Below are 12428 nucleotides of genomic sequence, written 5' to 3'. Positions count from 1 at the left end.
CCCCCCTAACACTATAATTCCAGTGTTAAAATACTATTTTTCTTTTTGTACCCTCATTTGACTTTTAATATCATATTCATCATAAGCTTTAACTATTTTTTGAACTAATTGATGTCTTACAACATCCTTTCCTGTTAAATATGAGAATCCAATTTCCTCGACATTTTTCAGAACCTGTTCAGCATGCTTTAAACCAGAATGTTTTCCTTTTGGAAGATCTATTTGGGTAATATCTCCTGTTACTATAGCCTTCGATCCAAAACCAAAGCGTGTTAAAAACATTTTCATTTGCTCTTTAGTAGTGTTTTGAGCCTCGTCTAAAATAATAAATGAGTTATCTAATGTTCTCCCTCTCATATATGCTAATGGTGCTACTTCTATCATACCTCTCTCCATATACTTTTGAAACCTTTCAGAACCAAGAATATCAAAAAGAGCATCATATAAAGGCCTTAAATATGGATCCACCTTGTCCTTTAAATCACCAGGTAGAAAACCTAAACTTTCACCAGCCTCTACAGCAGGTCTTGTTAAAATTATTCTATTTACTTCTTCATTTTTAAATGCTTTTACCGCCATAGTTACTGCTAAGTATGTTTTTCCAGTACCAGCAGGGCCTATGCCAAAGGTCAAATCTTTAGATTGTATTTGTTGGATATATTTTTTCTGTCCTATGGTTTTGGGTTTAATAGGTTTGCCTCTATCAGTAACAAATATTACATCACTCGCTAAAGATTGTATTTTCTCATGCTCTCCATCCAATAGCAAACCTATTGCATATGATATATTTTGTATTGTAAGATGCTCGTTACGGTCTACTACTTCCATTAATTGTTCTATTAATTTCTCACCTAATAGAACTTCTTTTTCATCTCCAATAATTAAAATATCTCCATCTCTTTGTACAATATCTACCTTTAAATGTTGCTGAACAAGTTTTATATTTTCATCGAAATTACCAAATAATTCTTTAATAAACTTTTGTTCCTTAATTTCTATCTTCTTTTGAAATTTGTTTTCCAATAATTAGTCCTCTCCAATCTGTAATGTCTTTTGCTCTGCAATATTTTCTAAAACCTCTATAATAACTTTACCATATAAAATATCATCTTGGATAGTAAAGTCAATCTGTGTATTTAAAATTTTAGCATCTAAAGGTATATCTTTTAAAAGCTTATTTATAGCCTCCTTATGAATATGATTTTTTGCCTGAATTTCATCAATTCTTTCTTCAAATTGAATTGCCTCATAATAGTCCTCTGTTATTATTTCGACAGGTAACCCTATATTCCTCCATTGAAAGGGTCTTTTAGATTTTTTTTCAACTATATAAACATCATAAGGTATATCTCCCTTATTAAAAGAAAGTTCTATGCTACCTAAATTAAAGGTCCGCTTTTTAAATTTTTGCCCTGTTTTATCTTTTTTAATCTCAATAAGGTTTTTACTTTCAGTTGTTTCGTAGTATGTTTTAGCATATATCTCTCCATAAGAATGAACAAACATAGGTTCATCCATATTTTCTCTCTGAACTACTCCATTAATCAATAGATCTCCTTTAGTAACAATATCTCCTTCTTCAACTACAGCATCCCCATTTCTCGCTATCACTTTTTCGATTACTCCATTTTTCTTAGCTATAACATTGCAAGGGGTATTTTTATCTATTTTATCTGGTGCTAGTCTTTTCTCTACTATTTCTACCTTGGCTCTAATACCTCTAACTTCAATTCCAACCCAAGCTATTTGATCTACATCTAAAAGCAGCTCAGTTTCAATCTCCTTTAAATTAACAAGATATTTGTTTGTACCTGGCTTTAGTCCTAGTTCATTTAAACTAGATATTATTTCACTCTTTTCTAATTCTTCGTTACCAATTATTTCTATAGAAAAAATAAATGTTGAAGAAAAAACTAGAATTAGGAAACAAAAAAATGCTCCTACTAAAAGCATTTTTCTTTTTTTGAGTTTGTGTACCCAAAAAGGATACCCATTTTTTTTATGTATGGACACCCTACAACCTGCTCTTTTTACGATCTTTCTCAATTCTTTAAACCCTTGAATACCTATTTTTGCTTCCAGTGTAGTGTAGTTAATCCTCTTAATATCCCATAGATAAATACCTCTGGCTATACACATATTTATAAATCTTTCTAGTGCTAAACCTTCTACTTTTACAATTACGTAGCCTCTCATATAATTCCATAACTTTAATACTAACAATGTATCCACCCCTCAATCAATAAATTCTACCTGATTGATCTCTCCTATAATAACAATCTCTTCTGTAATAATGTTTTTTAACATTAGATCTTTACCTATAATACGCAATACTCCATTTTTAGTATTAATTCTTATCCTATTATTTGTATACTCTAATATACCTTTATGATTTTCTATATATATTTGGAGATTACCAACCATTATAATTTTAGGCAAATCAAGTATAATATCCTTTGGTAACTCTAAAATTTCAGCTAGACTTTTTTTTATTTCTTCATTTTTTTTCATTTGGCATACCTCCCATATATTCAATTTTTATGCTTACAACCATTTCATTAGACCTGTTTTTAAAGACAAAATTTGTCTGTTGCTATCACAACGATGGATGTAGCGCTCAATCTTAAAGCCTACGCTTTAAAATTTGAAGTGTCCAAAACATTACCAACCTGCCACGTTTTTATAAATCTGCAATGACTATATAATTTATACTTTTTTAGAATATAAAAAAAAGATAGGACTTAGTCCTATCTTCTTAAGCTCTTTGGTTTTTGCAAAACCTCTGACATTATAACTCCTTGAATAATAGATTTTCTATTAAATTCAATAGGTATTTCCTCTTTTCCTATTTCTTTACCATATATATCACCTTTATAGTCTTTAGAATCATCTTTTAAGGTAGTATTTAAAGCTTCTATCCTATTCTCTCTTTTAAGATCATCCTCGTTTATAATATTCTGTTGAGAAGTAGAAGGAGATTGTCTTTTTTCGGTATCTCCAAAATTTTTATCAAATTCTACTTTTAGTTCGTTGAATAAATCTTCTAAGCCACCTGAAAAAGTCTTTCTTCTAGTTTCACTAGTATTAGATACCTTTTTAACAGTTCTTTGGGCAGGGTTAGGCTTATTAGGTTGTACTTGTGGCTTTGTTGCCTTTTTATCCTTATTAAATAAGGAGGTTATAAATATAATAGCAATAAAGCCTATTATAGATCCAAAGTCCATATAATCACTTCCTTTGTCAAGAAAAAACTAATTTTTTATTTCATTAAATCTTTTCCTGTTTCACTATCTTGATCTTTATTAATTTTAGCAATAGATTCCCTCATACTAGTATCAGCAACTACATTTTGTAAGTTGTGATAGTCCATTACACCTATTTTACCTTCTCTTAAAGCTGCTGCCATCGCTCTTGGCACTTCTGCTTCTGCTTCTACAACCTTAGCTTTCATTTCCACTACAGCCGCCTTCATCTCCTGCTCCTTAGCCACTGCCATAGCTCTTCTTTCCTCTGCTTTAGCTTGAGCAATACGCTTATCTGCCTCTGCTTGGTCTGTTTGTAATTGTGCACCAATATTTCTTCCTACATCTATGTCCGCAATATCAATAGATAAAATTTCAAATGCAGTACCAGCATCTAATCCTTTTCCTAATACTGTTCTAGAAATTAAATCAGGGTTCTCTAATACATCTTTGTGAGATGCAGCCGAACCTACAGTTGTAACAATACCCTCACCAACTCTGGCAATAATTGTTTCTTCTCCAGCTCCCCCAACAAGTCTTTCAATATTTGCTCGCACTGTTACTCTAGCCTTAACCATTACTTCGATACCATCTTTTGCAACTGCTGCTATTTTAGGAGTTTCAATAACCTTTGGATTAACGCTTACTTGAACAGCTTCTAAAACATTTCTACCTGCCAGATCAATTGCAGCAGCTCTTTCAAACTCAAGACCAAGTTCTGCTCTTTGAGCTGCTATTAATGCATCTACTAGGCTATTTACATCTCCACCAGCTAAATAATGTGCCTCAAGATTATCTATGTCTAGATTTAATCCTGCTTTAGTGGCTTTAATTAAAGGATTAACAATACGACTTGGTTGAACCCTTCTAAATCTCATTCCAACTAAAGTGAAAATACCTACCTTAACTCCCGAGAAAAAAGCTGTAATCCATAAACCTACTGGTATAAAACTTAAAATAATCGAAAGCACAATAAATACAACTGCAATTGCAACAATTAAAAATACTATTTCTGGCATAAAATCCCTCCTAATTAATTTTTTGAACTACTATTCTGCTACCTTCTATTCTACTAATTTTTACTAATTCCTCTTTTTCTATAAATTGACCTTCAGAAATTACATCTAATAACTCTTCATCTATGGATATTGTGCCCGATGGTCTAAGTGGAGTAGTTACTATACCAGTTTGTCCTATATACTTACTATAATCCACAAATGAAGTATATCCTTTTTCTTTATCTAGTTTAGTGTTTAGTACTATACGACTAAAATGCTTATTTCTAGGAGCATATTTAAAAATAAGCACCAACACAACTATAGTTAAAATCAATGAAACAAAAATAGATATCATTGCAGTAGTAACACTGCTGGATGCTAAGAAAATACTTATGGCTACACACACGATTCCACCTACACCTGCTACACCGAAACCTGGTATAAAAGCTTCTATTCCTAATAAAAGAATACCTACTAAAAATATGACGGCAGTTATTAAACTAGTATTTCCAGCTAATATATTTCCACCAAAATAAAGGGCAAAAGAGATCAAACTTACAGTCCCCCCTATACCAAAACCTGGCATAAATATTTCAACTAAAAGTCCTATAAAGCCTGCTGCTAGTAGCAAAGGTGCAATATAAACATTACTAGCAAAGTTTGCTAGATGAATACTATTAGTAGTTTCTGCCATAATAATGTTACTATAGGGTAAGGATAAAGAACTTAAAATTTGGTCATAATCGCTGGCGACTATATCGGTAAATCCTAAACTTTTAGCCTCTAATGTAGTTAGATTTAGTAATCTACCTCGTTCAATAATACCAGGTATAGCTATAGATTGATCTGCCATAGCTGCTACTATATCTTCTTCCCTACCTTTTTCTTGTGCGACGCTCCTGAGTATGCTAACCCAAGTAGAAAGTATCTTCTCCGTATTAGGGATAGTTTCTGCAGATCCAATAGTACTACTAGGTGCCATAGCTATAGTATCCGAAGAAATTGTCAATAAAACTCCAGCAGATTCTGCTTTCGTATTAACAAATGATATGGTAGGTATACTTGTATTTAAAATCAATTGGCTTATCTTTTCAGCAGAGTCAATTCTTCCACCATAAGTATCAATTTCAAATATTACTGCAACAGCTCTAGGATCTTTTTCTATAATGGACAAGTTATGTTCTACATATTGATATACAGCGGGAGTTATTTCTCCTCTAATTGGTATTACATATACATTCTCTCCATTTACATTTGCATTGGCCACTATAGAAAATAACAGAGTAAATATTAATATCCCTAAACAACATATTTTTTTTCTTGTCATAGCTCCCCTCCTCTCCTATTATATATATTCCCTTTTAATATATATTAAACTATTTTTTAACACAAAAAACAAGTTTAATAGAATTAAACCCACCTTACCACTAAATTTAGGTGGGTAATTATTTTTTAATTTTAACATCAGCAACTATTGGATAATGATCTGATGCCCTTTCACGTATAATTCTATAGTCCTTAGCTTCTATATTAGAACTTATAAAAATATAGTCAATTCTTCTGGATACAAATGGGACTTCAAAAGTAGATATATAATTATTATTAGTTACATAACCTACATCTGTAAGCTTTTTACTTATTTCATGAACCTCTCTACTATTATACATAGTATTAAAGTCTCCAACTAAAATAACTTCGTTTGAAAGAGTGCTTAAATACTTGCTAATTGCCTGTACTTGAACTAGTCTTTCTGAAGCAGTTAATCCTAGATGGGTGTTCAAAAAGTTTATTTTTTGGTCATTTATATCTATTACTGCTGATAATAATCCCCTTTGTTCTCTTCCACTTGGTATTTTTAAATTCTCATATGATACTATTGAATATTTACTTAATATACCATTTCCATACTTTGCACCAATTATATTTACATTATCACCATATACATAATTCATAGATAATTTATCTGCTAAATATTTTAATTGATTTTGAAATTTCGAACGAGCAAAGTTTGCATCTACTTCTTGCAATCCAATAATATCAGCTTCACTATCTTTAATAATATTGGCTATTTGATCCAGCGTATAAATTCCTAAGAGATTTTTGCCATGATGAATGTTATATGACATAATCTTCAACTCTTCTATCCCACTCTCTTTAAAGGATGTGCCTCTATCTAAATTTACTTCTTGTGTTTGTAAATTAATAAATTCAAAAGATCGTGGATGTTCTATTTCATTATATACAACGAGCTTATTAAATCTATTGAAGGCTACAGAATCCTTTGTAATGTAAAAAATATTATTATTATTCTTAGCATTATCCTCTAATTTTAGTACAGGATTTGTTAAAGAAATGGAATGAGTCATTTGTTTATTTTCATCAAATACATCAAATGTAATGCTCTTAATATTGGTTGGTGCAATAACTTCAAGATGAGATATACCTTCATCATTAACATATTTAATTACATTTACATGTTGCCGATAAGCTACTCTAAGTGTAAATAAAAATCCTAATAAAAAGAATATAAATATAGTTCGGCTCCATTTTTTCATGTCTTTACCCCCGTAGAACACTATATTAATAGAATAATGTGATTATATCATAAACAAAGAGTGTACTATATTGGTATTTTATACAAAATAAATAAACCCGGATATAATCCGGGTTAGTTTTTTACTATTGTAAAATCTTTCTTACTATTTGATTAACTACTTTTCCATCAGTTCTGCCTTTTAATTTAGGCATTGCTGTAGCCATTATTTTTCCCATATCTTTCATAGAGGTAGCACCGGTATCGGCAATAACCTCCTTAATTATTGTTTCAATTTCTTCTTCTGACAATTGTTCAGGTAAGTATTCCATAAGCACATCTACTTCTTGTGCCGCTTGTTCAACTAAGTCTTCTCGACCACCCTTTTTAAACTCTTCAATGGAATCTCTTCGTTGTTTTGCTTGCTTAGAAATTATTTCAATAACTTCTTCATCCGTAAGCTCAACCCTTTTATCCACTTCTATTTGTTTTATGTCAGCACGAATCATTGTAATAACATTTTTTCGAAGTTGGTCTTTATTCTTCATGGCATTTTTTAATTGGTCAGCTAATCTCTCTTTGAGGGACATTTTATTTTCACCTCTACCTTAAGAAACCCTAGTCAAATAACTAGAATTTGCTTTTATTTCTTCGTGCGGCTTCAGCCTTTTTCTTACGCTTTACACTAGGCTTTTCATAGTGCTCTCTTTTTCTTACTTCTGATAAAATACCAGACTTAGCGCACTGTCTTTTAAATCTACGAAGAGCATTATCTAGTGATTCATTATCTCTTATTTTTATCTCTGACATCTTACTTTCCCTCCCTCCGCTAGCAAGCGCTGTGCTTTATCTATAGCAACATAATGGCTATATTGCAAGTGGGATTTAACAATACTTAGTTATTATACATTAAAATTTCAACTTATGCAATAGCTATTTTTAACCTGGAGGCCACTGAAGTTGTCTTCCACCTAAAAGGTGAAAATGCAAATGGTTCACTGTTTGACCGCCATTGCTACCGCAGTTGTTTACAATTCTAAATCCCTCTTGCTCTAAATCAAATTGTCTAGCTAAATGTCCTATAGCTGCGAAGATTTCGGGCATAATAATTTTACCATCCTCTTCCATTACATCCATAGTAGTTGGAATATGCTTTTTAGGTACAATAAGCAGGTGTGTAGGTGCTTCAGGATTAATATCCTCAAAAGCTATTACATGTTCATTTTCATAGACTAAGGTAGATGGAATTTCCCCCTCTATTATCCTACAAAAGATACAATTTGACATCAATTACACCTCCTTACTGTTCGTCTATATCTATTTTTATTCAACATAAAATTAGAAATTCCTCTTTTAAAAACTATTTCTTTTCTCCTAAAATATAATCTTGTCTTAGTTCTTTAAGGGTAACTATATCTAATTCGCCTTCTTTTACATCATTAGCAGGAGCTAGAATCTTTAAATAGTTATCAGTATATCCCTCGACATAGCCAGTAACATCTTTTGAAAATGCTTCAAATAAAACCTTCTTATTTCTACCTATAAACATAGTACGGTAATTGTCCTTTAATTGTTCCCCTAATTCAATTAATTTTTCACTACGATAGTGTTTTATTAGACCATCCACTTGATTTGTATATTTTGCTGCTGGTGTTCCAGTTCTAGGCGAATATTTAAATACATGAATTTCACTAAATCCAATTTCTTTTACGAAATTATAAGTTATATTAAATTCCTCGTCGGTTTCTCCTGGGAATCCTACAATGATATCTGTAGTTAAAGCTACTTCAGGATATACGGTTCTAATTCTGTTAACGATTTCCTTATATTCCTCTGCTGTATACTTTCGATTCATTCTTTTTAATGTTGCATTACAGCCACTTTGAAGAGAAAGATGAAAATGTTCACATATTTTTTCAAGTTTAGAAAGCTCATTTAAAAACTCATATGTAAATAAGGTAGGTTCTAAAGAGCTTAACCTTATTCTTTTTAAACCTTTAACTTTATTTACTTCCTTTAGTATATCTATAAGAGTTGAGCCTGTATCTAAGTCTTTTCCATAAGATGCAACGTGGATACCAGTTAATACTACTTCTTTAAAGCCTTTGTCAACCAGACCCTTTACTTCTTCTACTATTTCAAGTTTTCCACGACTTCTAATAGGTCCTCTAGCATATGGAATAATACAGTAGGTGCAGTATTGGTTACATCCTTCTTGTATTTTTAAAAAGGCTCTAGTTTTATCTTTTACATCTGCAATAGACATTTCCTCGAAGTGTTTAACTTTCATAATATCATCTACTAAGCTAATTTTTTCATCAACTTCACATTTTTTAACTGCTTCAACTATTTTATTTCGCTCATTTGTTCCAATAACAATATTTACCCCTTCAATAGACAAAACTTCTTTTGGAGCTGTTTGAGCATAACAACCTACAACTGCTATGATTGCCTCTGGATTATTTCTTTTTGCCCTGCGTATAAACTGCCTAGACTTTTTATCTCCAACATTAGTTACAGTGCATGTATTAATAACATAAACATCTGCAATTTCACTATCGGGTACTATATTATATCCCTCTTTTTCAAAAATCTCACCCATTGCTTGAGTTTCATATTGATTAACTTTACAACCTAATGTATGAAAAGCTACTTTTTTCACTTACGCTCCTCCTAAATCTCCTAACTCGTACATTACTAAGCTTAATATAGTAAATCCTGCGGTTTCTGTTCTAAGTATTCTAGGACCTAATGTAATAGGATAAATTTGATTTTCTATAGCCTGTGTCACTTCTCCTTCATCAAATCCACCTTCTGGCCCAATCCAAATTCCTACTTTTTTTATAGACAATTTTGCCTCTTCAGATAGAGAGCAAATAATACTCTTAAATCCCTTGTCATCTTGATTTTCATAGGGCATTATATTTAATTCATTTTCTTTGCTATGTTCTATTGCCTCCTTAAAGCTAAGTGGCAAATGGATACTAGGGACTATACCTCTCTTACTTTGTTTAGCTGCTTCTAATGCAATTTTTTGCCATCGATCTACCTTTTTTTCCTTGTCCTTATCATTATTAAATTGAACAATGGTTCTTTCCATATCCACAGGTATAATTTCTGTTATACCTAATTCCGTAGTTTTTTGTATGATTAAGTCCATTTTAGTAGACTTAGGAATTCCCTGATACAAAACAACCTCAATCGGAGACTCTTTAGCAGATTTCCTATTATCTATAATTGAAAGCAATACATCATTCTTATTAATTGACTCTATTTTACAAACATATTCATTATTTACTCCGTCGCATATTTCTACTATATCTTCCTCTTTAAGTCTTAGTACCTTGGAAATGTGTTTAACATCTTCATCTTTAATAACAATTTGTTTTTGTATTAAGTCAATTTGATCAGAGGTAACAAAAAAACGATGCATATTATTCTCCTTTTACTTTAGAAACAATTACCGCCCATTCGCCTAATGTTTCTACTTGTATTACTTCTAACCCGTTAACTGCTAGATTCTTTTTAACTTCATCAATTTTATCTAAAATAATTCCCGAAGCAATAAAAAGTCCATCACTGTTTAAGAAACCCTTTATATCTTTACTCAGAAGTATAATAATATCTGCTATAATGTTCGCTACAACTATATCAGCCTTTTCTTTAACTACGTCCATTAAATTACCATGTCTTATTTCTACCGCATCATCAACTTTATTTTCTATAACATTTTTCTTAGCTACATTAACTGCAACCTCATCAAAGTCTACACCTATAACCTTTTCGGCACCTAACTTAGCAGCAACAATAGATAGTATTCCACTGCCACAACCAATATCGAAAACTGTAGATTCTTTAGAAATACGTTCTTCTAATTGTTGTACACACATCATCGTAGTTTCATGAGTACCTGTACCAAAGGCCATACCTGGATCCATTTCAATAATTATTTCACCTTCCTGAGCCTCATATTGCTCCCAAGTTGGTTTAATCACAATATCTTTTCCTATCTTAGTTGGCTTGTAGTATTTTTTCCAGGAAGTACTCCAATCTTCTTCATTAACTTCAAGCGTACTAACTTCTCCTGTACCAATATTTAGTCCAAACTCTGGTAAAGTACTAATAGATTGTTTAATTAAATCTATTTTTTCAACAAGATCCGAAGACTCAGGAATATATCCTTTTACTATTGCTCCTTGTTCTAAGTCAATTAGTGACTCATCCACATAATCCCAAGCTTTTTCATCGCTGTTTACTAAAATAATATCGTAGGGATCTTCAATTACAACTCCAGATACTCCTGCATCGTATAACACATTGGCAACAGCCTCTACTGCTTCTGTAGTTGTTTTTATTGATACTTCAATCCATTTCATTAAATCACATCTCCTAAATAATGCATAAGATTTTAACCCTATTATACCCTATAATCTTTTAAAATAGCAATTTATTAGTGCATATATTGAAGAATCACTCTAAATTATTAGAGTGATTTTAACTATACGCCAAAAACATCCTTAACTTTATTGAAAAATGACTTTCTTTGCTCATGTACTTCTTCTCCACTTTCTGACGCAAAAGTCCTTAACATATCCTTTTGTTTTTCGGAAAGCTTTGTAGGCACTTCAATTATAACTTTTACATATTGATCACCCTTACCATATCCTTTAGGGTGAACAATTCCCTTTGATTTTAGCCTGAATATAGTACCGCTTTGCGTACCTTCAGCTATTTTATATTTTACTTTTCCTTCTAATGTAGGTACCTCTAGCTCATCACCCAGGGTTGCCTGAACAAATGTAATAGGCATTTCACAAATAATATCATATCCATCTCTTTTAAAAATTTTATGAGGTAGAACATTTATAACTACATAAAAATCTCCTGTAGGACCACCCTTAATACCTGGTTCTCCTTCACCACGTATAGATATTACAGAACCTGTATCCACACCAGCTGGGATTTTTACTTTTAGCTTTCTTAGTTTTCTAATTTTTCCCTTACCATTACATGTGCTACATGGTGTTTCTATAATTTTTCCATCTCCATTACATTCATCACATGGACGAACGTTGACTATTTGTCCTAATGGAGTTCTTTGGGCAAATTTAACCTCACCTGTTCCATTACACTTTTTACATGTATTAGTTGTTGTTCCAGGTTTTGCTCCTGTGCCATTACAAGTATTGCAACTATCATTTCTATAAAACTCAACCTCTTTTTCTACTCCAAAGGCTGCTTCTTCAAATGTAATTGTTGTTTCATATTGAAGATCTGCTCCTTTTTGGGGTCCGCTTCTTCTTCTGGATGATGAAAAACCGCCACCAAACATATCAAATATATCCCCAAATATATCTTCAAAGCCTCCGCCACCACTAAAACCACCAAAGCCTTCAAAACCACCGCCACCATTGCCATTCATCCCTGCATGGCCAAATTGATCGTATCTTTTTCTTTTATCTGGTGAGCTTAGCACTTCGTAGGCTTCATTTACTTCCTTAAATTTTTCTTCTGCTTCCTTATTATCAGGATTTCTATCTGGATGGTATTCCATAGCCATCTTACGATAAGCCTTTTTTATATCTTGTTCACTGGCATCTTTACTTACACCTAATACTTCATAATAATCACGTTTACTCACTATTTCACCGCCTT

At 32.0% G+C, this 12428-nt stretch carries 14 protein-coding genes; all 14 read right to left on the bottom strand.

The genetic code is table 11. The features are described from left to right. Positions 1-33: 33 nt before the first annotated feature. Positions 34-1023, bottom strand: a complete 990-nt coding sequence (locus tag KQI88_RS04535) for a PhoH family protein (RefSeq protein WP_216415135.1) — start codon at positions 1021-1023, stop codon at positions 34-36. 3 nt (positions 1024-1026) lie between these two features. Beyond that, positions 1027-2232: a sporulation protein YqfD gene (yqfD, locus tag KQI88_RS04530; RefSeq protein ID WP_334300593.1), complete on the bottom strand. Its 1206-nt coding sequence runs from the start codon at positions 2230-2232 to the stop codon at positions 1027-1029. A gap of 3 nt (positions 2233-2235) precedes the next feature. Further along, the gene (gene yqfC, locus KQI88_RS04525) at positions 2236-2511 is read right to left on the bottom strand and encodes a sporulation protein YqfC (protein WP_212378600.1); all 276 of its coding nucleotides are present in this window, start codon (positions 2509-2511) and stop codon (positions 2236-2238) included. A gap of 236 nt (positions 2512-2747) precedes the next feature. Next, entirely contained in the window at positions 2748-3224 is a 477-nt protein-coding gene (locus KQI88_RS04520; RefSeq protein WP_216415133.1) for a hypothetical protein, read from the bottom strand. Positions 3225-3259: 35 nt separating this feature from the next. After that, positions 3260-4261 (bottom strand): flotillin-like protein FloA, encoded by a 1002-nt coding sequence (gene floA / locus KQI88_RS04515; RefSeq protein WP_216415132.1) that lies wholly within the window; start codon positions 4259-4261, stop codon positions 3260-3262. A gap of 10 nt (positions 4262-4271) precedes the next feature. Continuing rightward, the gene (locus KQI88_RS04510) at positions 4272-5567 is read right to left on the bottom strand and encodes an NfeD family protein (RefSeq protein WP_216415131.1); all 1296 of its coding nucleotides are present in this window, start codon (positions 5565-5567) and stop codon (positions 4272-4274) included. A 118-nt stretch (positions 5568-5685) separates the two neighbouring features. After that, entirely contained in the window at positions 5686-6795 is a 1110-nt protein-coding gene (locus tag KQI88_RS04505; protein ID WP_216415130.1) for an endonuclease/exonuclease/phosphatase family protein, read from the bottom strand. A 124-nt stretch (positions 6796-6919) separates the two neighbouring features. After that, entirely contained in the window at positions 6920-7363 is a 444-nt protein-coding gene (locus KQI88_RS04500) for a GatB/YqeY domain-containing protein (protein WP_216415129.1), read from the bottom strand. Positions 7364-7403: 40 nt separating this feature from the next. Beyond that, positions 7404-7583: a 30S ribosomal protein S21 gene (rpsU, locus tag KQI88_RS04495; protein ID WP_212378614.1), complete on the bottom strand. Its 180-nt coding sequence runs from the start codon at positions 7581-7583 to the stop codon at positions 7404-7406. A gap of 129 nt (positions 7584-7712) precedes the next feature. Continuing rightward, positions 7713-8060, bottom strand: a complete 348-nt coding sequence (locus KQI88_RS04490) for a histidine triad nucleotide-binding protein (RefSeq protein WP_216415128.1) — start codon at positions 8058-8060, stop codon at positions 7713-7715. Between the two features lie 73 nt (positions 8061-8133). Beyond that, positions 8134-9435, bottom strand: coding sequence for a tRNA (N(6)-L-threonylcarbamoyladenosine(37)-C(2))-methylthiotransferase MtaB (gene mtaB, locus KQI88_RS04485; protein ID WP_216415127.1), 1302 nt, complete (start codon positions 9433-9435; stop codon positions 8134-8136). Beyond that, on the bottom strand, positions 9436-10206 hold the full coding sequence (locus KQI88_RS04480) for a 16S rRNA (uracil(1498)-N(3))-methyltransferase (protein WP_216415126.1): 771 nt from the start codon (positions 10204-10206) through the stop codon (positions 9436-9438). A 1-nt stretch (position 10207) separates the two neighbouring features. Further along, a complete protein-coding gene (gene prmA / locus KQI88_RS04475; protein ID WP_216415125.1) occupies positions 10208-11149 on the bottom strand; it encodes a 50S ribosomal protein L11 methyltransferase in 942 nt (313 codons plus the stop codon). Between the two features lie 122 nt (positions 11150-11271). Beyond that, complete coding sequence (gene dnaJ, locus KQI88_RS04470; protein ID WP_216415251.1) at positions 11272-12417, bottom strand: molecular chaperone DnaJ; 1146 nt, start codon at positions 12415-12417, stop codon at positions 11272-11274. Positions 12418-12428 lie beyond the last annotated feature (11 nt).

It is taken from the genome of Alkaliphilus flagellatus (assembly GCF_018919215.1).
In the GTDB taxonomy this organism is placed as follows: domain Bacteria; phylum Bacillota; class Clostridia; order Peptostreptococcales; family Natronincolaceae; genus Alkaliphilus_B; species Alkaliphilus_B flagellatus.
This window is presented reverse-complemented; position numbering and strand designations above follow the sequence as displayed.

What these genes read in the sequence shown, in the direction of transcription:
- KQI88_RS04505 (WP_216415130.1), bottom strand. Translation starts at nt 6,795, where the DNA reads ATGAAAAAATGGAGCCGAACTATATTTATATTCTTTTTATTAGGATTT.
- KQI88_RS04510 (WP_216415131.1), bottom strand. Translation starts at nt 5,567, where the DNA reads ATGACAAGAAAAAAAATATGTTGTTTAGGGATATTAATATTTACTCTG.
- rpsU (WP_212378614.1), bottom strand. Translation starts at nt 7,583, where the DNA reads ATGTCAGAGATAAAAATAAGAGATAATGAATCACTAGATAATGCTCTT.
- KQI88_RS04500 (WP_216415129.1), bottom strand. Translation starts at nt 7,363, where the DNA reads ATGTCCCTCAAAGAGAGATTAGCTGACCAATTAAAAAATGCCATGAAG.
- KQI88_RS04490 (WP_216415128.1), bottom strand. Translation starts at nt 8,060, where the DNA reads ATGTCAAATTGTATCTTTTGTAGGATAATAGAGGGGGAAATTCCATCT.
- floA (WP_216415132.1), bottom strand. Translation starts at nt 4,261, where the DNA reads ATGCCAGAAATAGTATTTTTAATTGTTGCAATTGCAGTTGTATTTATT.
- KQI88_RS04480 (WP_216415126.1), bottom strand. Translation starts at nt 10,206, where the DNA reads ATGCATCGTTTTTTTGTTACCTCTGATCAAATTGACTTAATACAAAAA.
- yqfC (WP_212378600.1), bottom strand. Translation starts at nt 2,511, where the DNA reads ATGAAAAAAAATGAAGAAATAAAAAAAAGTCTAGCTGAAATTTTAGAG.
- prmA (WP_216415125.1), bottom strand. Translation starts at nt 11,149, where the DNA reads ATGAAATGGATTGAAGTATCAATAAAAACAACTACAGAAGCAGTAGAG.
- KQI88_RS04520 (WP_216415133.1), bottom strand. Translation starts at nt 3,224, where the DNA reads ATGGACTTTGGATCTATAATAGGCTTTATTGCTATTATATTTATAACC.